The organism is Pedobacter sp. Bi126, assembly GCF_918698245.1.
GTDB lineage: Bacteria > Bacteroidota > Bacteroidia > Sphingobacteriales > Sphingobacteriaceae > Pedobacter.
Map to the genome: position 1 here is coordinate 303,206 of NZ_CAKKMS010000005.1, position 23,723 is coordinate 326,928.

Genomic DNA, 23,723 nt, shown 5'->3' on the forward strand with positions numbered 1-23,723 from the left:
TTTATAAATTTAAAAGATATGAGGCATGATGAGGTTAGTCATAATAAGGCCACCGATAAAGAAACCAATAACCGCTACCAAAGAAGGTAACTGTAGATTGGAAAGACCGGATATGGCATGTCCAGAAGTACATCCACCTGCATAGCGAGAACCAAAACCAACTAATAAACCACCAATAAGTAGGAGAGCCAGGATTTTTATATCTTTCATGGCTTGTAATGAAAATAGGCTGGTTGGATTTAGTCCGCCGTCGAACTTAATCCCCAACTGATTTAAATCGGCAATTGTTGAGGTAGATAGTTTTACGGGAGTGGGGCTGCTAAGGTAGTTGGTGGCAATAAATCCACCTATTACAGAGCCAATGAGGAACATGAGGTTCCAGATTTGGTCCTTCCATTTAAAATCGAAAAACTTTACTTTCCTGCCAGCTCCGGCTATGCTGCACATTGTCCGCAAGTTTGATGAAAAGCCGAATGACTTTCCGAAAAATAGTAAGATGAGCATAATGAGCACAATCATGCTGCCCGAAAAATACCAGGGCCAGGGTTGTCTAATGAATTCAATCATGGTTTTTTAAATGAAATGTTAATATGGGGGTTCTTGTTTCCAATAAAAAATCTAAGTCTACAACCCACGAGATCATATTCAATCTTTGAAAAGGAGCTGTTGAACATATGCATAATTTTTCATTTTTTCTGATAGAACTTCGGCTTCCCTGAGAAGCTGAAATTTATCAATTAATAAAATTTTTATATAGTTTACTCTATTTTAAGGTACTAGGGCAAACAAAGGTTGTAACTGGGATATTTCCGTTTTCCTTTATGGCTTTAAAGCCACCTGCCACATCTACCAAGTTATGGTAACCTCTTGCCCGCATGATGGAGTTGAATATCACAGAACGGTAACCTCCAGCGCAGTGTACAAAGTAGGTTTTGTCCTTCTCGATGCAGGTAAAGTTTTCATTGATATAATCCAGTGGAAGATTGATTGCCTCTTCCACATGCTCACTTAAGAATTCGTTCTCTTTTCGTACATCGAGTATGGTTAATGGTAATGTTTTCATCTTCCGGGCCAGATCTTCTGCAGAGATGGATCTGATCTCGTCAGTTTCCTTACCGGCATTTTTCCATGCCTTAAAGCCACCTTCAAGGTAGCCCAATGATCCATCAAATCCCACTCTCGATAATCGGGTGAGTACTTCTTCACTTCTGCCTTCGTCCGTAATGAGTAAAATAGGCTGTTTGATATCGGGGATTAATGTTCCTACCCAAGGTGCAAAATTTCCATCGATGCCAATATTGATAGCGTTAGGGATAAATCCCCTTACAAAATCCTGTGGGGCCCTGGTGTCGAGAATTACGGCACCTGTTTCATTTGCAACCAGTTCAAAAGCATCGGGATTTAGGGCTTGCATACCTCTTTCCATCACCTTATCAAAACTATCGTAACCGTGTATGTTCATCATTACATTCTCTGGGAAGTAAGCGGGTGGAGGCAGCAGCCCATCAGTAACTTCACTGATAAACTCATCTTTTGACATATCTGTCCTTAAGGCATAATTGGTTTTCTTTTGATTTCCCAAAAGATCTGTGGTTTCTTTGCTCATGTTCTTTCCGCATGCACTACCTGCACCATGTGCGGGATAAACGATAATATCATCGCTTAAAGGCATGATTTTGTTTCGCAAAGAATCGAACAGATAGCCTGCAAGCATTTCACTTGTTAATTCACTGACAAGTTTCTGCGCCAAATCCGGTCTTCCTACATCTCCAATAAAAAGGGTATCACCCGAGAAAAGTGCAATTTCTTTTCCTAGCTCATCGCTTACCAGGAAACAGGTGCTTTCCATGGTATGGCCTGGTGTGTGAAGCACTTTAATCTTTGCACCACCGAGTTGCAAGACTTCTCCATCTTTCGCTCCATAAAAATCAAAGTCGGGTTTTGCATTCGGTCCGTAAACGATTTTTGCACCGCTTTCTTTGGCCAGATCAATGTGTCCGGATACAAAATCGGCATGGAAATGGGTTTCGAACACAAATTTTATTTGTGCGTTGGTTTTTGCCGCACGCTCCATATAAGGTCTAAACTCGCGAAGAGGATCAATAATAGCTGCCTCTCCATTGCTTTCGATGTAATAAGCTCCCTGGGCCAAACATCCGGTGTAAATTTGTTCTATAATCATGATGATCAAATTAATATGTCAAAATTAATGCTTTGTGATGTGGTTGTTGGTGACTTTTGTCACACAGACTTACCGGTATCTGTTTGTTATTTGAGCACCACTTCTTTTAGGATGATGTAACAACCCATAACGAGTACAAACCACCCGAAACCTTTCTTCAGTTTTCCTCCATCTATTTTTTTATTTATTATTCCTCCAGCCACAATACCGGCGATGGCAACGGTAGTAATTTTGGCGAGAAAGATCCAGTCGATATGGAAATGTCCAAGATCGCCGGTGAAACCGATGAGCGAATTAAGCGCTATGATGAAAAGGGATGTCCCTACTGCCTCTTTCATGGGTAAGCCCACTAATATAACCAGGGTAGGAATGAGCAAAAAACCGCCACCGGCACCTAAAAAACCAGTAGCCAAGCCAATCGCGATTCCATAAAGCAGCAGTTTGCCGATTTGAAGTTTTGGTTTTTCTATCTGGGCATCGCTTTCTTCTTTTCCTCCCTTTATCATAGCGCTTGCTGCGCCTACCATTAAAACTGCAAAAAGCACCATCATGAGCATGTTTTCAGTGAGCTCAAAATCACCGATTGTTAGTATGGTTTTAGGGATGAGTGGGATAATAAGTTTGCGGGTTAAAAATACTGTTGAGATGGATGCACTGCCGAATAGCAAAGCTGTTTTAATATTTACCAGACCTCTGTTAAAATTCCCGACGGTGCCCGCCAAACTGGTAGAGCCAACGATGAACAATGAATAAGAGGTAGCCAATAGCGGATTGACCCCAAACAGGTAAACCAGTACCGGCATGGTCAAGATAGAACCGCCACCGCCAATTAAGCCAAGCGAGATTCCAATTAGGGCGGAGGCAACGTATGCAATGATTTCCATTTCTGTTATTTTTTAACAAAAATCGGTTTATCATATACCAATGTTGGTGACTTTTGTCACACTCGATATTTTTCAAAAAAATGATTTTGCCTTGCTGTGTATAAAGTCAACTCCTCTTTTTAGATCAGAGGTTTAGGCTAAGTACTCGATGTAATTCCGGTGCATAACGATTTCTCCGGCCTGCTCCATTTTTTTAAGCAGCCTGGAAATCACCTCTCTCGAGGTGTTCAGATCAGACGCAATTTCACTGTGTGTAAGGTGAAGTTCTTTTGTATTTAAATCTCCAGTTTGTTTTTTAAGATAGAATGCCAATCGTTCATCCATGGACTTAAAGGCGATATTATCGATTACAAAGAGCAGTTCCTCAAAGCGCATACGGTAGGTTTCGATTACGAAGTAATACCAGGTCCTGTAATCCCGCATCAATGTATCCATCAAGGCAATGGGGATCATGAGTACCCTGGTCTCTTCGATAGCCTTTGCCATCACCTGGCTAGTTTCCTGCTTGGTTGCGCAGATCATGGAAAGTGCACATGCATTTCCCGGCTGAAGGTAGTACATAAAAAATTCCTGCCCATCTTCTCCCTCCCTGTAGAGCTTCACCATACCCTCGACAATAAGTACGGTGGACCGCATATTCTGCCCGGTCTGCATCAGCATATCTCCTCCATGAAAATCCCTCAATACCGCATTTTCGATAAGTATTGTCTTTAATGCAGGTTCAAACTGGGAAAAAAGTCTGTCGATGTATTCCGCGATTAGCGTATCTTTCATTTTAGCGGTTTTGGATTTTAAAGATAGCTATACAATGTTCCCGTACCAAAATTTCTGCAAATATTGGCCACTGGACATTTTAATCTGCATGTTAGATATCCTGGGCAGAACCAATAATACTTTATCCGTTGGCAAAAATTTTTTTTTGATCGGCCAGGAAAGATCAGAACTGACCGGTGAGGCTTTCCATGGATGGTAACAATGAGGTTATAATTAGCCTCTGCAGCATGCCTTCCTAGTCTTTGGACATTTAATTTTATATATTGAATTAACGCAGCTCAAACGCTTTTTGGTTTAAGACTTATTGTTATCCACATAAGACCGGTGGGGATCTGCTTTTTAGCTAAGGATCCCCACTTTATGAAAGAAACACTTGGGGCTTTTTCTTATGGCGGCTAATATATTTTTTTTAATTTGCGGTTTTCAGTTCCTGACTATGTTCCCAACCCTGACCCATCTCATCGAATACCTTTTTGGAATATATATTCCGCTTCCCTTTCAGACTTTCGGTTTCTTCGTGGCCCTGGCATTTATTTCAGGTTACCTGCTTTTTTCTGCCGAGCTTAAAAGAAAGGAGGCAGCAGGACAGATAAGGCCTGTTGAGATTATTGTACAGCCTAAAAAGGAGATTTCGTTGTGGGAATGGATAACCAATGGGTTTGTGGGTTTTCTTATTGGTTACAAACTGGTTTATGCCGCAGGTAATTATACTGCATTCACTGCTGAACCTGGGCAAATAATCCTCTCGCTAACGGGAAGCATAACGGGAGGCCTTTTACTTGGCGCTATTCTTCTTTTTACCGTCTACCTTAAAAAACGCAGGCTTTCTTTGTCGGACCATAGGCCTGTTCATACTTTGAGGCACCCTTATGAGCTTATGCCCGAACTGATCACCTGGGCTGCCCTGTTCGGATTATTTGGTGCCAAGCTTTTTGATAACCTGGAACACTGGGATGCTTTTATAAAACATCCGGTTGAAAGCCTGCTCTCTTTCAGCGGACTCACCTTTTATGGCGGACTACTCTTCGGCGGTGCTGCAGTGCTGGTCATTGCCAGGCGAAACGGGATCAGTCCTCTCCAGATGCTCGATGTCGGGGCACCTGGCATGATGATGGCTTATGCCATTGGCCGCATCGGTTGCCAGATGGCTGGCGACGGGGACTGGGGAATTGCCAATACTGCCCCCAAGCCAAGCGTTATGTCCATACTGCCTGACTGGATGTGGTCTTTCAGGTTTCCCCATAATGTCGTAGGGGAGGGTATTCCGATACCGGGGTGTACCGGTAAATTCTGTGCCGAGCTTCCCCTTCCAGTCTATCCGACCGCATTTTATGAGACACTGATGTGCCTGGTGCTTTTTGGCCTTCTGTGGTATCTGCGGAAAAAACTCGTACAGCCCGGTATGCTCTTTTGTATTTATATCATCTTTGCAGCCCTGGAAAGATTTGCCATTGAGATCATGAGGGTGAATATCCGCTACCGTATTTTTGGTATAGACCTTAGCCAGGCGCAGCTGTTATCAATTGGTATGCTCATCTGCGCAATTATCGGGATATGGGTTATCCGCTCAAAACACAGAAAGCAAGTGGCCGGGATATAGTCTTTAGATTATTTTTCGTTGCCGGACTTTTTCTGTAAAATCCCGCCCGGCAGCATGAGCATGAGTATAAAGGCAAAGCTGACAAGCACCAGCTGCAGGATAATGGGAAAGACCTTATAGAATATCTCTGAAACAATAATGTTCTCCGCTTCTATAAGTTTAAACAGGCTGCGTGCTATCAAAAGGAGTAAAAGGTATTTTGCCCAGCTAAACCTACGCAGGATGGCTGTTGATACAAAGTACCTGAAAATCAGAACCGATATGGAGAGCACAATTTCGGCAGTTCCCTCAATGCCCTGAAAGAAGATATTAGATACGCCCAGTAACAGGCTGAAAAGCACCATATTCGATGCAACCCTGAATTTATCATCGGTCTCCATTTATAAAAATACTTTGCTTGGGATAGCGGAAGTTCCTGGTTTTGGAACCTGGTAACTAAATTAATACTTTTTTAGTGAAAAAAAAATCCGGTAAGACTGTACAAGGTTCTGTTGCAGGGAAGTGCCGCCATGGCGTTATCGGTAAAACCCATTGCCGGAATAGTAAGTTCAGCCTATATGGCAATAATTTTCTGAAGGGTTAGTTTTGCCTTTAAATTTTCTACATTTGGCTAATGGAGCTGCCAACCTATGTTTTTGTCGAAATGCTGATCAGGATTTCTGAATTCGAAGTGCTTATCGGAGAGTATCTCGCCAGAACTATAATCGCAGATGACTGTATCATAAGAACGACCCACGGAACGGTGCATGTCCCTGTCTATCTTCTCCAGCGCCAGCTCATAAATCCCGAAAGTATCAGCAGTTCGGAAATTGCCCTGCTTGCAGAAGGCTTTAGACCGGAATTTTAAGGCAGGGAAAGGCGTGGTCTAGTCGTGCAGGATCAATATCGCCCTTACTGACCTGCTGATCATCCGGTTTACCGTACTGCCCGTAAATAAACTGTATATCATATTATGGTGGTGTTTTACCAGGCAGATGATATCGGTGTGGTTTTCTTTTATAAAGTCCGTTATCCCATTTGCTGCGTCTCTGCCCTTGAGATAGTTAAAATCTATTTTGACCTGCGGCAGCAGTGCCCTTAGCTGGATCTCGCCACTAACCACTTGTCCGGTGTCGGGTTTTTCCCCAACGTAAACTACCCCGATTTTTTGCTCTTTGGAACACCTGATCAGCTCATCGAGCGCACCGAGGTCCTGCGAAGAAAGCCTGGTCTGATAGTCGGTCGCAAGCGTAATAACCGGATGGGAAGGAAAACTGCTCTCCGGAGGAATAATCAGTGTGGGGATGCGTATCGAAGAGACAATGGAGCTCGCATTGCTGCCCACAATTCCCATTATCCCCGTTGAGCCAGTAATGCCGAGTACCAGCAGCTCAACAGTATTTTTTGCTGCATAGCGGTTAATGACTGTTCTAAGAAAACCTACATCGCAAAGGGTGCTGAGCCTGTTTTGGTCAAAATGGGACATTTCTGCTATTTTTGCCGACCATTCCTTTAACGCGGAGCGCTTTTTGCTGTAGTAATCCTCTATAAAGATCGCGTTGTAGGTACTGTTGTTTATCCCCTCGGTAGGATAGATGGCATGGATGGCAACAACTTCCATCTCCAGCTGCCCGGCCATCGAAAAAGCATATGCCAGGGCGTTGCCTGCACTTTGCGAAAAATCTGTTGCAACAAGTATCTGTTTCATCGTTTTCTTATTTTCTTGTCAAATGTAAGCCCCCTCTTTGTCAGATCAGCAGGTGCAGTAGCATGAACAGCCCAAAAGCAAGGGCAATGGATACCGGCAGGGTTAAAACCCAGGCTATGCCAATGTTTTTTAAGGTGGTGTTGTTAAGGTTTCCTTTGCCGCCCGAAGCGATCATTGCTCCGGCAATGCCGCTTGAAAGTACATGTGTCGTGCTGACCGGCAGCCCGAAAGCGGTACTCAGGCCGATCGTTGAGGCTGCAACAACTTCTGAGGTTGCGCCCTGAGCGTAGTTCAGATGCTCATTGCCTATTTTCTCTCCTATCGTTACCACGATCCGCTTCCAGCCGATCATCGTACCCAGACCAAGGGATAGTGATATGACCATTATCACCCATAAGGGAGCAAAGTCGGTTATTTTTAAAAGATTTTTGCTGCTTATATCCAGCAATCTCAAAGCACCATGTCCGGGATGGTATTTGGGATCTTTATGGATTTGCTTCAGCGAGGAAACGATTTCTTCTATCGTCCTCCTAAAAGCATAGGCCTGGTTTTTTTCTGAGGGGTTCTTTTTTGCAAGCCCTGATTTTCCCGCTTCGATCTCACTGATCAGTTTTTGATAGGCAGGACCATTGTCCTTGTCGGTTATGCTGGCCCTGTAGAGCACATGTTCTGTCCGGTTGAGCTCCCGGAGTATCGTAGCATCCGGAATATCAAGGTTTACAGCATATCGGGCAGGTAAAAAGGCTATCAGTATCAGCATAAAAAGTCCCACACCTTTTTGTCCATCGTTGCTTCCATGAAAGAAACTTACCAGGGTACAGGTAACAATCAGCATACCGCGGATCAAAACCGGAGGGCGGTCATGCTCACCACTGGGAATATGGAAAAGGGTGCTGCGGCTAAGCAGCCGCCTTAAGAGGTACATAATACCTGCGGCCAGGGCAAACCCGATTACCGGTGAAATAACCAGCGATATCCCGATTTCTTCCGCCTTACCCCAGTTTACGCCACTTCCTCCATAGTACCAGGTAAAAGCCAGGCCGGCACCGATCATAGCGCCAATCATGGTATGAGAGCTTGAACAGGGAATTCCAATGTACCAGGTTCCTAGATTCCAGGCGATGGAGGCCAGAAGCACCGAAAGCACCATATAGGCACCAACCTCCGCAGGTAGTGACATAAGCTTATCAAGCGGGACAAGCTTCAATATGCCCATCGCAACAGCAATTCCCCCGGTAAATACCCCCAGGAAGTTCCAAAGCCCTGACCAGGGAATGGCGATGACGGGTTTGAGCGCTTTTGTATAGATAACAGTTGCTACCGCGTTTGCCGTATCGTGAAATCCGTTGACAAATTCAAAGCCCACTACCGCAAGCAGACAGAGTATAAAGATAAAAAAAAGTAAACCGCTCAGTTCAAGGTTCCCTATAAAAGGAACTACGATGTTCATTAACATTGAAAGGAATTAAATTAAAATGCCTGAAAGCGCCTTTCGATATTTACCAAAGAACCAATGTTTATGTTTCCTAAATGTTTAATGTATGTTAATAAATTGTAAGCAACACAATTATTACCTATGCATTAAGGATAAATCGCGACGATAAATTAAAACGACAGACAAATCTAGGACGGATCCTATACTATTGCCTTTTCTTCCGGGGCAACTGCCGGGCTATGCGCTCATACGCCTGCAGGCCTTATCCACTGGCAGGTAACCGCTGCTATCCCTGTTGCACAAAAAAGGAGCTACTTATTGGGGCTAATTATTGGCTGGTGGTGGCGACTGAAGTTGTTATTGGGATATCATTGAGATGGATAGAATAAAAGCATAATTGCAATACTTATGAGCTTTACAACCAAAAGATTTTCGGGTCTGAAGTTAATTTCTATTTTTGCGCTGCAAACCGATAGGTCTGCACTTTTTATCTAAACTAGCGCTATCAGGATTGATGCGCTTTTTTTGTAGATTAATACAGTGTTGGATCGAAAGGGAGTCGAACCTGGGGATGTAATTGATTGTAAGTTAGCGTTTTGAGTTTTGTTAATTCTGGTTTGATGCCAAAAACTCACCTTTGTTTTTTTTCAAAATCTTTATTTAAAGATAATAAAATGATCAATGATCCAAAAATGTTAAACAATTGAAACTTGTATATCTTGATATTTTTTATATCTAGGTGGGGGATGTTAAATGATGTCTGTCAAATCTCAGTCAATGAAGTTATTGAACAGTTTATAGATAAAATGATTAACTTGGTCTGTAAGAATTTGAATCAAAAAATGAATCGTAAATAATTTAAACTCTTCACTAGAATGTATTTATTCAAAATGATTTAGTCGAAATATTTCATCAAATTCAACTTCAAATATAACCTCTCAAAATGAATGATCAAATCCGAGCACTGCTCATAGAACAATCACGGAAAAGAATACCGATTACTTACGGCGAAATTATGATAAAACTCGGCCTTGATCACGGCGAACCTGAACATCGTAAAATACTAAGCGACGAGCTATATCACATTTCCAAGTTTGAACACGAGCAACAACGCCCTTTACTTAGTTCGATGGCCATGTATTCAAAATTCGAGAACCACGGCCCAGGTTTTTATGAACTTGCAGAGGAATTTGGTTTTGGTAAGAAAGGCAAGCTGGTTGAGGAGTTTTTCGCATTTGAGGAGATGAACCGCTGTCAAGGCTTTTGGCTTGAGGAACACAACTATAAGCAGTATGGCAACCTTCCTGAAGTTGCCAATTATAATTTTCCATTTTTTAATGCTGTTGAGACAGATTTTCTACATTCTTGGGGAGGGGTAGTCTACGACAAAGAAAACGTCGAGCATCGGGCAGCAAAAAACTATATTATAGATGCACCTGGGAGCAAAACGGTGTTCTGGTCAAATGAACTGGTGAAACGCCTTCCAGGATATGAGACATTTAACTGGCGGATGTGGAGCCAAAAGGGCTGGGAAAAGACAATCCAGGGAAACAGGCGGGTTGCACGCTTCAAGCAATACACTTGGGCAAGGATCTATAAGGCCGGTGATGCTGATCGCGATATATTTTTCACAGTAGGCTTGGACGGTCATACAAAAGAATTGGTCTTTAAGCTTGACTATTATTTCGAGGCCAATTCTAATCTATCGCCCTTACAGAAAGAGGTAATAAAGAAGAACATTCCTAAAGAACTAAGTTGGAGGGCCATTGCAGTAACGGAATTTGAAAACTACGGCTGGCCAGAGCTAATAGACATTACCAGGAATTTTATTGCAGAAAATACCCATATCTACGACAAGCTGATGAGCTTGGCTTGGGGTGGAGCCCAACCCCAGCAGGTATTCAACAATACGCTCCGAAAACGGGACACCCCGTCAGGAGGCATCAATAACCTTCCGACGCTTTCCCCAAGTTTTAAAGGAACAGAAAAGGATTTTGTCAAGGAGGCCTTTGAGAATAAGGATAAAGGGGATAGAGGAGAAGCTCTGGTTAAGGAATATGAAAAGAAATTCCTGCTTAGCGCTGGTAGAGCAGATCTGGCTGAGTTGGTTGATTTTGTAAAAGATGGGGAAGGGTATGATATTCTTTCATTTACAGCCAACGGTATCCCCAAAAATATTGAAGTGAAGACTACTTCTGGAGGTCCGCTAGCTCCATTCTATTATACCCTTAACGAACTACTTTATGCTGAGCGGCATCCACAACACTACCTGATCTATAGGCTATACAATTTTGATGAAGAGACTAATACAGCTGACTTTTATGTAATTGATAATCCAATTTCAAAACTGCTCCTACAACCTGTGCTTTATCGAGCATATATGAGGAAGTCAAGTTTGAAATAATCCTCCTAACTAAAATCTCTACTTTATGAAATCATCTTGGGTCCCAAAAAGAAAGATAAATAGGATAAAAGCTATATTTGAAAGTGCCGATGAACGAACTAGGCAGGATTTCGAACTAGGTATGGCTGCAAACGAGCGTGACTATCTCAGCCGATTTCTGACCTTAGCAAACTACCCGACACAGACTAAGGGCAAAAAATGTGAGGGCCTGTTCATGGCGCAGTGCGCTACCGATACTATTGAACGCAAACACGGAGTTGATGCGGTTATGGTCTTTAAACACAATGATGAGTTTAAGATTGCATTTTTCGAATGCAAGATTGAGAAGTGGGATTTTGACAATGGGCGCTTTGTAAAACAGTTGAAGAAGCAACGGAAGTTAGAAATGAAGTATAAGGGGATTGTATGCTTTGAAATGTTTTTTCACAAAGGGTCTTCTCTGCCTTTTAGTGATAAATTAAGCAGCATATGCACCCTCAAGCAGCTGGATGCATTCGTTAGGGATACCTCGCGAGAAACCTTGATCAAATGGTTACATGCGGATCTAGTCGCACTTTTTGAATGGCTTAGACTTAAGCATTCAGGGATTTACTCTATAGGCAACTTGATCGAGGCCATATTAAGTTGCCACCTTGGTATAATATATTCCCATCCATATATGATGATTAGCGACGATAAGCCAGAATTCGTACAGGAAACAATTCTAGTAGCCGAACGACTCGAACATAAACAGGCAGGGGAATTGTCTGTTTCAGAATATGGTGCAAAATATGGCATAGCTGCAATAGGATATGTTGATCTTGATAGTCATTTTCTGGACAAAACTAAATCAACGTAATTTTATTTATCGTCCCTAGAAATTATGATAGCAAAGATTTAAGTCAAGGGGACTGTGCGGTTGAAAACACTATATTCGATTGTGAAAAGGGCAATCTTACTGTGCATTGACGATTTAAAAGTGCATAGGCAATCATTATTTTTTTATGAAAGGACTTGAAATACGCCAAAGACTGTTTGTTAAATTTTCCCACCAGCTGTTGCTGCTGAAGGAAAATGAGATCATCGATATAGAATTTACAAATGAAAGACCCTACCTGTGCCCGATCTGCTTGAGGGAATTTGCCGATATCGATCTCACCCAGCGTCCAAAAAATAATTTTTTGACTTTAGAGGATGCCCCTCCATATGCGCTGGGCGGAAAGAAAGTTGCGTTAACCTGTAAGGAATGTAATTCCGGATGCGGAACCACTATCGATTTTCATTTAAAAGAAATTTTGAGAGCAATTGATGACAGCTATTTCTATAAGGGCACCAAGCATTTCAGAACTATTGACCACGAGGGTGGAAAAGTAAGCGTAGAACTTACATCAGAGGGAGACGGCACGCTTAGGGCCTACCATCGAAAATCTAAGAATAACCCAACTTTGCTGGATAAATTTAAGTTCGCACTCAGTAATAAGACTTTGGGGCCATTGCTCAACCTCAATCCGCCAAAATATAACTATGAGAGTAAAAGGGTAAATTATGCCTTACTAAAAGCGGCATACATTCTGATGTTCGCTAAGTTTGGCTACATTTTTCTCCTTGATAAATCATATGATGCCATACGCCAACAGCTTCTCGAGCCAAAGAAAGAAATTTTCCCCTATACCCCATTTATCAAAGACCAGTTCAGCAAAGAACATTTGGGCATGTATTATGTGCTCAATCCCACCATCAAATCAATCCTTACCGTATTTAACCTAAAGACTGAGTATTCCGAAACTGTGATCGCTTCGTTGATACCTGTGCCAGGACTACCAATGGGTATGTTTGCTCATAATGTGAATGAACTACGGAATGCAAGTGGCCACGTGGACATTCACAACTCGCAATACGATCCAGATGCTGACCTATTCAATGACCTTAATGAAATCCAAAAAATCCTGAAATGGATTGGATGACAAAGTTTAATACGCCAAGTAGAAATTTATAGGGTATTAGAATCAAATCGTGTTTATTGAAGACAGAAAGTTGTCAGCAAAAGAACTATTTTAGCAAAAAAAAAGATATGACCTCACTAGAACTGATCGAAAGACTGATTGCCGATATTAAGAACTCTCAAAATGTTAGGGGAACCAAAACTCTTGGTATGTTAAGCGGTATGGTATTCGACACTTTGCTTTTACCTGTTTCAAATATGTTAACCGCCCACCAAACTGACCTATTATTGTTCGATGGCAAGAACCTTTCAGCATTTCTTATTAGTCTGGAGGACAATAAGGAAGCATATGCAGGGCACCTTCAAGGCATACTTGATGATAAAAACCTTAAGTCAAATGATCAAAAATATTTGCCTGTTTTGGAGATGGAACAGTTAGGAGAATTTCTACTGAAACGCCTAGATATAGTGCATACTTACCTTTCGCATGGAGGATAATATTTCATTAGAAATGATGTCACTTCTATGTGAGTTCCACTTGTTGAGATGTTAATATGCGAGTATAACAAATTTGTGCTAATATTAATAAATACCTTCCCTAGGGTTTATTAAGAACTTGAATTCACAAAATCGAAAATGCTAACTACTTTAGTACTATTAATTTAAATTATGGCAATAGATAGTAATGTATTTTCACAAGGTGGCGGCGGGGGAGCTTATGAAATAGAGGTACAGACCAGCTTTTTTATAAATTTTCTCCTCGGACTGAATATTCCCAGTGTATCTGGTAAGATACTGGCTTTTCGCCAACAGTCCGGTTCATTGGGCTACCGGACTGATGACTTATTATTGAAATGCTTGCATCATAACCAGCAGATTAATATTCTATTTCAGATCAAACATAATTTGGTGATTTCAGCAAAAGGAGATACTTTCAAACAGGTGGTTATTGATGCTTGGGCCGATTTTATGAATGCCGAACTTTTTAATCCTTCAAACGATAAGATTTTTATCGTTAAAAGCGATTTGACCAAAGATGAAAAAAACCATTTGAATGTAGTTTTGGATTGGTCTAGAGCAAAGTCGGATGCTTCTGATTTTATAAATGAAGTCAATCGTATCAAAGCAAAAAAAGGCTATCTGGATATTTTAAGGTCGATAATTAATGATAATTTTTCGGATACCCTTACCGATGAACTCCTTCATAAATTTTGCAGGACATTATATTTTCTTGAACGGGATTTTGCTCAAGATAACAGTTCGGACAAAACAAACTGTCTCTCCTTATTAGAACAGTTTAAGAACAATAGGGAAGATAGTGGCGGACGGCTTTGGAATGATTTATTTGCTATGATTGCCAAAGGTAATTTCAAAGGTGCATTTTACGAGACTACACGGTTACCGGAGGATCTCCGTGCCATGCTTTCAAATACCAGTTCTTCAAAAATACTTGATACTCTTAATGGTTGGAGTGACCAGAATTACGAAGTCGTGGAAATGATTGAGGATAGAATTGACGGTTATACTTTGCCTAGAGGCGAAATCGTCAACAGGATAGCTGAATCTGCCAATAGTTCAGAAGCCGTTGTAATCGCTGGAAATCCAGGATTAGGCAAGTCTGCACTTGCCAAGGCATATATAAAAGCAATTCGTGAGAAGTATAGCGGGTTGGTTTTGTGCTTCAAGGCTGATGAACTTGCCGATGGTAATCTAAGAGATTATTTTGCAAAGCATTCGATTAACAATACACTCAAAGAGCTTTTTTCACTTTTTGGGTCTTTCAAAAATAATGTGGTATATGTAGATGCGCTAGAAAAGCTATTAGAATCAACAGGAACTGCCTTTTATCAATTGTTGTTGGCTGTTAAAGGCCTTTCTAACGTGAAACTCATTATAAGTTGCAGGCAGTCCAGCCTTCCTTTACTTGATTTAAAATTTCTTAGCCAGTTCGAGTATTCAAGGGTTGATATTACAGAACTTTCGGATAATGAACTGGATTTGGTGGTCGAACATGTGCCAATGATAAAGCCGCTGGTCGAAAACCAGAGGCTAAAATCTCTTTTAAGAATTCCCAAATATTTGGATTTTGCTAGTCGGGCAATCAAGATTAACGGCAAGGTAGAAGATGACTTCGATGAAGATGCCTTTAAAGGCTACCTCTGGCAGACAATTATTGAAAATAAGATCAATGAATTTCATGACGGCCTTCCAGGAAGAAGAAGTAAAGTATTTGTAGAGATTTCAGTAAAGAGATCGAAAAAAATGCAACCATTTGTCAGTATCGAACAACCGGACGCTGTTGTGCTGGAGAAACTGCTTAAGGAAAATGTGATTGTACAATCTAAAAAAGAAGGTTTTTATGCACCCGCCCATGATGTCCTTGAAGATTGGGCACTGATAAATCATGTTGATTTCCTTTTTAATGAAAATACATCATCAGATCTTTTTTTTGCTGCTTTGGGCAATGAACCTGCTATGAGAAGAGCTTATAGACTATGGGTGAATGCTGTTCTTAAATCCGGTGAAAAAAGGGCAGTCAGGTTTGTTACTCAACAGGCATTGTCGGTTTCTTCAGAGAATTACCGTGCGGATGAGTGCTTAATAGCAATTATGCATTCGGAATTTTGCAATAGTTTTTTTGTTGCTAGTAAATCACAATTGATCAAAAATGATTTTGAACTGCTATTGCAAATTGTCAAAATTATGCGGACAGCTTGTAGAAAGAATATAGGTGACCAGTATTCAAAATATTATATTCCAGTGGGATATGGGTGGTCCTGTGTGATTTCAATGATATTCGAACAGCTAAAAGAAATCTCAGTTGGGCATTGGGAGACGGTATATGATCTTCTGAAGGAATGGAGTAATATTTTGGATTATCAGAGTGGGTTGGATTCAACTACAAAAGATGCTGGATTGATCATGCTTTACCTCCTTAAACACCACATAAAGTTAGGGTATTCCAGAAACAAAGGCGGAGATGAGGAAGTTAAGTTGCTCGCTAGGTTCAGCGGTGGAATCCAACAGGAAATAAAATCTATTCTTGAAGAAAATGATCAGGATGAGGATTTTGATGATGATGGATTTGATAATGAAGACAGACTGAAGGTTAAGTTGACTAAAGTGGCACTTTCTGGTTATCCGTCAAAGCAGATGGCCCGGTACATGCCCCAAGTTGTTATCGATCTGGCTAAAGAACAGTGGATGAAAACTACTTGCAAGGTTTTTTATCCTAAAAATGATCATGATCGTATGATGATGCGCATAACCAGCTCATCAAGTTCTATGGATATTAATGGGCATTTTGGGCTCAGGGATGAGGGAAGCAGACTCGATTATTTTCCGGCAAGTGGAATACAGACGCCAATTTATTGGTTATTGAAGTTTCATCCAGTTCGGGCCGTTACTTTTATCACGGAATTTAGCAACTGGTGCGCTGATAATTATGCACTCTCCGAATTTGCGGAGCGGGATGATCTGAGACACCTTGACTTGATACTTAATGACGGTACAAAGGTTAGACAATTTGGCAGTGACCTGTTGTGGAGTGTATACCGTGGTACTGTTAAGGTTTCCCCCTACGAATGGCAATCCGTACTTATGGCCTTGGAAAAGTATCTGCTCGAACTCTGCGCTGAAGGAAGCAAAAATCTTGATCAAGTTAATGAGCTGATAGATCACCTGATTAGGAACAGCAACTCGGTTGCATTGACTGGTCTTATCGCGAGTATATTCCAAGCGTACCCAGAATTTGCTGATGTTCATATTGCATGCCTGTTCTCAAACAGAAAATTTTTAAGTTATGATATTACACGCTTTGTTCATGACCAGAGGCATTTCAATCTGAACACTTTTCATGAGGACCATGACCAAGAACGACTGGGGTCAGACAAGCATCCGCACAGAAAAAAATATCAGGGCGGTCTGCAAAATTTCATTCAAGGCTACTGTTTCAACTATGGCACAGCAAACGACGAGATTTTTAAGATATTGGATTACCATAGAAAAAATGCTGATGCTTCAGATGCTTCATGGCGAAAAAGAATTGATGAAATGGATATCCGAACATGGAGAGTGACCACCGAATATCATGATGGTGAAAAAAATGGATTTTTAATAGAGCCGTCTTACAGTGATGATATTAAAGAGTATGTAGATGACCTCAAAGCTTCTCTGCAAGAGTCTGAAATAGATTCGGGGCATGTAGTATGGCTCCATAAAGTGGAAAAAGGTGAGATTCCGCCTACAACAGAAAAGTGGACAGAAATTTATCAAGGTTACATTAAATTGGATGAATTTGAGACATTTAACCATAGGCCAGGGTTATTGGCAGAAATTGGAATCACCATGCTTTGGAATGAATTGGGGCAAGAAGAAAAAAACTGGTGCGAGCAACTTATCGTTGAGCTGACCAGTTCAAGAATTGACCGTAGTTACAATTATATGGATAGAGAAGCATTCGCGTCTCCGTTAGATCTCCAGTCTGCAGTCAAAGCATTCCCTATTTTGTTATGCCAAAATGGGAATGAGAAGCAAAAGGAGCTGGAAAAATTGGCACTTTGTTTTCTGACTTCCCCATTTCAGCAGAATGATCCCCATGCGGGTGATTTTTATAAGTCATTTAGTAAGAATGTTTGGCAGAAAGATGGAGAGCTTGGCACTAGGATATTATGCGGGCTGTTACATTTTTCGGCTTTTTTTAAGGCCAATGCAAATTTATTCTTCAGGCAAAGGTCTGAAGCGGAGGCGATTGAATACCATCAGAAATATGTTAAATTCATTGATAATGCAATTGATCATGGCAGCCCAATAGCCCTATCTGGGATAGATTTCAGCATGTATTCCGTGAATTATCTGAATAGGGCGGTCAATATTTTGCCCTCTGTGACCGAGAATCCGATTGTTTTTGATTTTGTGAAAGTGCTCACAAATCTTGCAATGACATATAGAGTTCCAAAGAGAAACTTTGAAAAGGAGGAAAAAGTTGCCTATCTGAAACTCTCACTACAGCAGAAGTTAAGCGAGCTTCTCCTGTGGAATTCCCACCAACTTGGTTCAGCTCTTTTTGAATTTGTATTGGGACAGGCCTGGATCAATCTAAAAAATGCGAAGGAAGATGACTATGATGCGATTATCGAGATTTTTAAATTTTCGAAAGGAGTGATTGAGTACATTATCATCTATGCTGATAACAGTTTTCAAGATGAAAATGCTGATAAAGTTAATCATGCGGTAGATAAATTCATGTCTGCATGGACGGTTTTTCGGGACTACTTGGTTATGAACAATATTACAATGTTCAGTCACTTGCTGCTGTTGGATATCGAAGTGACATGGAAGAAAACAGCAGTTAACTGGAAGCCAATTGAGCTTAACCCTCTGTTTTTCCTTGGTTGCATCAGAATGTTTGGGCCTGCGCAGGTTCAATCTGTGATTACTTTGCTTTCGCACATTGGTGATGAAAAACTTTTTCAGGATGGATTTAAGTGGTTGATCTCACATTTGAAAAAAACTGCCAACTTTGAGAATCTGATCCAATACCAGCATATAGATCAGTTGATGTCGAGAGGTTACTACAACCACCTTGATGAAATTATGGAGGACGCATCTTTTCTTTCGGATTACCTCGATATGCTTGATGTTTTGATAAAGCAGGGATCTTCCGATGCCTATTGGGTCAGGGAATTTATGATATCATTCTCTGCAAAAGAACGCACAGGATCTAATTAAGATTGATGGGTGGTTATATTTTCATGGAAATCAGGCTGCAATTTTGAAATGTTAGTCGTTAAAAACTGATATTGTCTGGGCACTTAAACATAGGTAATTCTTTTAGCAACAGAAGTGAACAGGTAAAGGCGCAAGGTATCTTTGATTTGTAGCCAGTTTCGCAAACTGGTTTGTGTTCATTAAAATTAGCATTAATTTGAATGTAGCATAGGGAATTACTGACACCTCTCTCTTTTTGGGCAATAAGTCTGTTAACCTAATAATAAGCCAGTAATAATCCCGTCAATTTGCATTTTGCCTAGGGTATACCGTGGGACATAGGTGAAATGATTGGCTGTCATTTGATCAGGTGTGCCAATAATTGCGCCACTACCTTCTCCGAACTGCGCTTTGATTTGATTTTTAAGCCTGTCTGGTACCTCTCCATGATAAATAGTCCTGAAGATTGATGCATCTGCGATTACCCCTCCGAACTCCAGCCAGCAATGACCGTCCCAATGCCCTGTGATTGTGGTTCCAGGAGCTGAAGTAGGGATGGCTGAATGACAGACAAATAGCTGTGTACCGAAGTATGATAGATCGCCGCAGACTACGGAAACGGGTATTTGAGAATGGTCCTGTATCATTGCAGCCCACGCTGCTGAAATTTGGGTGCAGGCCATTGCTTTACTTGGTATATGGTGCAACACTGCTTGAAGGGTTTCCCGAATTAATGTGTCATCATCTTGGGATAGGGTATAAGCAAAAAAGTTCTCGATTTGAGCAGGGGAATAATTTTGGGCAAGTGCTTCTTTTAGCGCTTTTGTTCTTTCCATAGTTTCAGGTTTTTTATTTTGTTGATGAGGAATATTCTATAATTTTTTGGAATACAAAGTAGTCCTGTATTTTATCCTCATCATCGCTGATTCTCATAGCGCTTCGGTAAGCTATAGATGGTTCCCGTTCTCCCCAAACTGCCCAGAAAAATTTTAGCTTGTTTTTTTTAAGGAAGTTGTTCAATAGGTCTTTGCGCAGATAGACCATGTTGTGCATATTGTTGCTGTTTTCATAATACGCAATGTTCCTACAGGCTAAGCCTCCGTTTGCATCAGATAGGTCAAAACTCTGAGCCATTTCTCTAAGTCCCAGGTCAATCGCAATTTCTTTGGCCAAAATCGTTGTTGAGTTGGCTTTGTTTATCTCTTTATTGTCCGAAGGTCCGTGGTAGGTCATCACAGGCATGAGTACCTCGAATTCCTTTTTATCTTCTACGGTAATCGTTTTATATTTGGGATAACTATTGCCAAATGAAAAAGACCCACTTTTTGACTTTCTCATTTTAAAATCTGGATAGTAACCTTCTTCCCCACGTTTTACCGTTTTTTTAGTACTGGAGAGTATGAACTCCAGTGTAGTTTTGTTGCTATAGGTTGCCTCATCAAACAAGTAGTATTCTCCCGCAAATGCATCGGTATTTTCATGTTTTTCTGGCAGCCAACGCCCACCTAAACGCTGGTTCTGGATGAGTGGCAAAAGAGCAGGATACTGTTCTTCGCTTACAAAAAAGCTCCTGATAAAACTAAAGCGTTCCCGGTGCACCTGTTCATCGTTCTGCATGATATATCCGTCCACGCATATAAAATGGTTATTATCCTCTAGTATTGGTTGAAGATACTGTTCGATATCTGGAAATTCATCGGTTTTTAACCAATCGATAAGGGACAGGCTACGGTCACCCAATAGATCTTTTTCCACTAGTTTTTCGGTCTTGATATCATCGGGAAAACTTGGGTCTAAATCAGTGTTAGATATTCTAAAGTGTTGGACATCTTTTGAGAGTAGCCCTAGATCGTCACGGTATCCAGCAATTTCATAAAATGCGATCCTGGAATATTTTTTTCCGTAACGTTCAATCGGTGGCCGTTCGTGCCTACTTAGGTGATTCCTGCTAAATTGGACATCTATCAATTTAAAGCGATCTTCACTCCATCCTAGCTCCTCTATCCTGAACAGGATCTGCCTTCTTACTTTTTGTTTCTCTGGAGGGTTATCATAAGAATGCCCACCGTCTACGATATAGCCAATAGTATAGTTGCTGAAATCCATATCCAAGGGCTCCCTATAGGTTAATTTTTCATCATCATCAACCATAGATGGTTCGTTTTTAGGCAATGGATAAGGTGGCGTAATCTTTTCAATCTGAGATGAATTTAAAAGATCGGGATGATGAATTAATGCTATCCTAATACACCCCCTTGCATAGTCTCTTGCGAGTATATGGGTAGTATAGTGGGGAGCATCTTCACTGAATATTTCGTTATATAATCCTTTTGCGATACCGGGCAGACAGTTTTTCTGAAAATTAATTTCGTGGTGCTCGGCCATGCACACGCCATATAAGGAAGCCAGGGTTCTCTCCCAAAGATAGGGATCATTGCAGTTAAGTGAATGGATCACGATTTTCGTAAACTCTTTAGAAAATCTGCGTCCGTAATAATAAAGTGCCCGCGTTGTGTAGTCTCGTAAACGCCGGTGGGAAGTGGTCAAAAACAATTGGATATATTCAGCGGCCAGATGTATTTTGGCAAGACTAATTTCTGAATCCAAGCTGCCAGTTTTACACTGTTTTTCAAATTCTTCGATATAGGGCATCAGGCTGTGGGCAGATTTGCGCAGATATTCTGTCCAGGAAAGATCACGTTCCCATACTTGCAGTTTTAATAGTTCCGCAGAAAGAAAATGTACGTTAAGTGGGTGGCTGGTGCTTGTAATGGTATCCAGGCATAAATCGATGATGTGCTTTCTGTTTTCTGGTGAAACGCTGAAGTATCCGCGGACAAGCTTAATATCTTTTTCTGTTATGTATTTCGCCTGAAGTTTCCACAGGGCTTGTACAGAAACCGAATGGATATGGTTGTCATCTGTTGAGCTATAAAGGTCATGCAACATCTTTGCCTTCTGCTTTGGAAATAACAGGGCCAGCTCTTCTATGATGTTTTCATATAATGGGTGCCGGTCAGTTTCTATACCTGCTTTTTGATGGAATGTTTGTCCAGGCATGAAATCCTGTTCAGTCAAATTCTCGATCAGGTATTTGGCGATCAGATAACCCGCCATAAGCTCATAGGTAATGCTGATAAATTCCTGTTCAGTCCGGTAATCACGGGTAATGATCAAGCCTTCGTTGATCAATATATCTGCCCTAGAAGTTTCAGCATTGTATGGTCCAGTCCCATCTATTAGTTCATAATAGGTATCGATAGCAATTTCCCTCGCATTGTTTTCCCAAAGGTATTTGGCGATTTTGGAAAGGCTGGCTTGGATAAACATTTCGTTTCTGCGGATCAGGTGCGATTTTAAAGAAACTGATGCGTTGATCTGTTGGAAATAGGTGTCAAATAGTGCATTCGAGGAATCATCATCTACAATAACCTCTATTTCAACGCCTTGTTGCCAATGTGGATTTCTGATTTCGCAGTATAACCTTAGAAAGATTGGCTTTTCAAAACTATCAAGGTTTGAAAAGTTCAGGTCTGCTGTGATGTGATAGCGTTTAAAATATTTTTCAATTGCTTCCCTAGTCACCTGGTAGCCGTCAAAACCTGTTAAATATTCAAATGATTTCGTTTTATAATCTCCCCATACTTCGGTCTGATAAGACTTCCGGCAAGTGGTAATCAGAACCAGGTTCTGATGCCGTTTAATTTTAGTAGTCAGCGAAGGCAAGTGGTTTCTCCAGATGTCTGAAAACAGTTTATTATTTACAGTTTCATTCAGTCCGTCAATAATAATGGGTATCCGGACTTTGGCTAATGCGCCATAAATGTCCAATGCGGTCAGTAGATCCTCGAAGGAATAGGTAGCAGGTATATCCAGTCGCTTTAAAATGGTTTGCTCCAGGTCGGTTTCATGGTTGAATTTGTTGCCTGTCAAAAAAATAGCTGGCAATTTTTGTTGAATACGCTTGTAGGCGATATCGCAACTGGTATGTGTCTTACCTTCAGCGGGTTTTGCGATGAAGTGGATCTCATTGTCAATAGCATGTGTATAATTTCTGGTGAATCTTTCCAGTTCCTCAAAGAAGTTCTTGATGCTATAATAAGTCGTTTTGGCCGAGCGGTAGAATGATTCATTTTCAGCATAGGCAAATTGGCTCAATCTGTCTAGATATTCCCTGAAAATTTTGTAGGTATCTTCAAAGTTCAGGCCGGTAAGAGCGTTGATGTCATAATCTGCTATATATTGCCTGATATCGTTGAGCACTTGATTGGTGCTTAATTTATGCTGGTCGAATTCCACAAATAGGAGCGAGCCTTCTGCTTTTGCCTCTCTGTCGCCTTGGTTATGGGTCGATACTTCATCATATCCCTTTAGCTCATCACGGATTTCTTTTTCAATGTCACCTAATTTTTGTATACAGTTATCCAAGATCAAAGTATACTCTGGATTTATAAGTTTGAAATCAATAATGGACTGAATATAGTCATCCATGGTATGGAGCTCCGGCTCGTATTTGTCTTTCACCTGTTCAAAGCTGTCATTGAACTTACTGGCGAACCATTCCTGGTTGAACTCCAATTCTCCAAAGAAGAAATTTCGTATTCCTATATTTTTAACCTCTCCGATCAGGCTCACTATTTGGCTTTCACCGATGAATTCGATAGCGACCGAATGGGTAGAGGGAATTTTTAAAGGTAAGTTTTGTTCAAACCACTCCCTTTCGCCTTTTTTCGCTATTCCCGTTTTTGTAATCATGCTTACAGTTAAATCTGTGCGAAGGCATAAAAACCACCTCGTCAGATTGGAATGGTTATTACAGGCAGTTGTTAAAGAGTTTTCGATCGATGCGGACCTGCTGCTTTGGCTCAATCGACCGTTGTCAGGATACCATTTACATTGCCAACCCCACCTTTCGCCATTGGGCAGGTCTAGGTAAAATTCCACTCCCGAATCTCCGCCAGCTCCTGCAATAGGGGTGAACTTTCCTAGATCTCCGTATTCCTTTTTCATCAGGCTGTAAATGAGCTGTTCGAAGGAATGGGTTGTTTTTCCTGAATAGGGTTGTAGTTTATTTAAGTCGACCTTATTGATTGTCATTTTGTTCTTATTTGTATTTATCACCTTTGT

The 23,723-nt window shown here is 41.1% G+C and carries 15 protein-coding genes; 6 read left to right on the forward strand and 9 right to left on the reverse strand.

The features are described 5' to 3' along the window. Nucleotides 1-9 precede the first annotated feature (9 nt). The 4 genes from LQ201_RS19870 to LQ201_RS19885 all read right to left on the reverse strand — a co-directional run bounded on the left by LQ201_RS19870 (nt 10) and on the right by LQ201_RS19885 (nt 3,840). The gene (locus tag LQ201_RS19870) at nt 10-567 is read right to left on the reverse strand and encodes a YeeE/YedE family protein (protein WP_230145040.1); all 558 of its coding nucleotides are present in this window, start codon (nt 565-567) and stop codon (nt 10-12) included. Between the two features lie 196 nt (nt 568-763). Continuing rightward, on the reverse strand, nt 764-2,182 hold the full coding sequence (locus LQ201_RS19875) for a rhodanese-like domain-containing protein (protein ID WP_230145041.1): 1,419 nt from the start codon (nt 2,180-2,182) through the stop codon (nt 764-766). An 86-nt stretch (nt 2,183-2,268) separates the two neighbouring features. Further along, nucleotides 2,269-3,066, reverse strand: coding sequence for a sulfite exporter TauE/SafE family protein (locus LQ201_RS19880; protein WP_230145042.1), 798 nt, complete (start codon nt 3,064-3,066; stop codon nt 2,269-2,271). Between the two features lie 132 nt (nt 3,067-3,198). After that, the gene (locus tag LQ201_RS19885) at nt 3,199-3,840 is read right to left on the reverse strand and encodes a Crp/Fnr family transcriptional regulator (protein WP_230145043.1); all 642 of its coding nucleotides are present in this window, start codon (nt 3,838-3,840) and stop codon (nt 3,199-3,201) included. Between the two features lie 388 nt (nt 3,841-4,228). Here LQ201_RS19885 and LQ201_RS19890 point away from each other — a divergent pair, with 388 nt between their 5' ends. Then, nucleotides 4,229-5,440: a prolipoprotein diacylglyceryl transferase gene (locus LQ201_RS19890; RefSeq protein ID WP_230145044.1), complete on the forward strand. Its 1,212-nt coding sequence runs from the start codon at nt 4,229-4,231 to the stop codon at nt 5,438-5,440. 8 nt (nt 5,441-5,448) lie between these two features. Here LQ201_RS19890 and LQ201_RS19895 read toward each other — a convergent pair whose 3' ends face one another. The 3 genes from LQ201_RS19895 to LQ201_RS19905 all read right to left on the reverse strand — a co-directional run bounded on the left by LQ201_RS19895 (nt 5,449) and on the right by LQ201_RS19905 (nt 8,583). Next, complete coding sequence (locus tag LQ201_RS19895; RefSeq protein WP_230145045.1) at nt 5,449-5,820, reverse strand: hypothetical protein; 372 nt, start codon at nt 5,818-5,820, stop codon at nt 5,449-5,451. A 485-nt stretch (nt 5,821-6,305) separates the two neighbouring features. After that, nucleotides 6,306-7,127 carry a universal stress protein gene (locus LQ201_RS19900; RefSeq protein WP_230145047.1) on the reverse strand — a complete coding sequence of 274 codons (822 nt, stop codon included), beginning with the start codon at nt 7,125-7,127 and terminating at the stop codon, nt 6,306-6,308. A 40-nt stretch (nt 7,128-7,167) separates the two neighbouring features. After that, complete coding sequence (locus tag LQ201_RS19905; protein ID WP_230145048.1) at nt 7,168-8,583, reverse strand: inorganic phosphate transporter; 1,416 nt, start codon at nt 8,581-8,583, stop codon at nt 7,168-7,170. Nucleotides 8,584-9,505: 922 nt separating this feature from the next. Between LQ201_RS19905 and LQ201_RS19910 the strand changes: the two genes are divergently transcribed. The 5 genes from LQ201_RS19910 to LQ201_RS19930 all read left to right on the forward strand — a co-directional run bounded on the left by LQ201_RS19910 (nt 9,506) and on the right by LQ201_RS19930 (nt 18,617). After that, nucleotides 9,506-10,966: a DUF3883 domain-containing protein gene (locus LQ201_RS19910; protein WP_230145049.1), complete on the forward strand. Its 1,461-nt coding sequence runs from the start codon at nt 9,506-9,508 to the stop codon at nt 10,964-10,966. Nucleotides 10,967-10,991: 25 nt separating this feature from the next. After that, on the forward strand, nt 10,992-11,804 hold the full coding sequence (locus LQ201_RS19915; protein ID WP_230145050.1) for a hypothetical protein: 813 nt from the start codon (nt 10,992-10,994) through the stop codon (nt 11,802-11,804). A 145-nt stretch (nt 11,805-11,949) separates the two neighbouring features. Next, nucleotides 11,950-12,909: an HNH endonuclease gene (locus LQ201_RS19920; protein ID WP_230145051.1), complete on the forward strand. Its 960-nt coding sequence runs from the start codon at nt 11,950-11,952 to the stop codon at nt 12,907-12,909. 107 nt (nt 12,910-13,016) lie between these two features. Next, nucleotides 13,017-13,385 carry a hypothetical protein gene (locus LQ201_RS19925; RefSeq protein WP_230145052.1) on the forward strand — a complete coding sequence of 123 codons (369 nt, stop codon included), beginning with the start codon at nt 13,017-13,019 and terminating at the stop codon, nt 13,383-13,385. Between the two features lie 171 nt (nt 13,386-13,556). Next, complete coding sequence (locus tag LQ201_RS19930) at nt 13,557-18,617, forward strand: hypothetical protein (RefSeq protein WP_230145053.1); 5,061 nt, start codon at nt 13,557-13,559, stop codon at nt 18,615-18,617. 251 nt (nt 18,618-18,868) lie between these two features. On the opposite strand, the gene LQ201_RS19935 is transcribed toward LQ201_RS19930, so the two are convergent. Next, nucleotides 18,869-19,432, reverse strand: a complete 564-nt coding sequence (locus tag LQ201_RS19935) for a hypothetical protein (RefSeq protein WP_230145054.1) — start codon at nt 19,430-19,432, stop codon at nt 18,869-18,871. A 13-nt stretch (nt 19,433-19,445) separates the two neighbouring features. Continuing rightward, a complete protein-coding gene (locus LQ201_RS19940) occupies nt 19,446-23,693 on the reverse strand; it encodes a hypothetical protein (protein WP_230145055.1) in 4,248 nt (1,415 codons plus the stop codon). Nucleotides 23,694-23,723 lie beyond the last annotated feature (30 nt).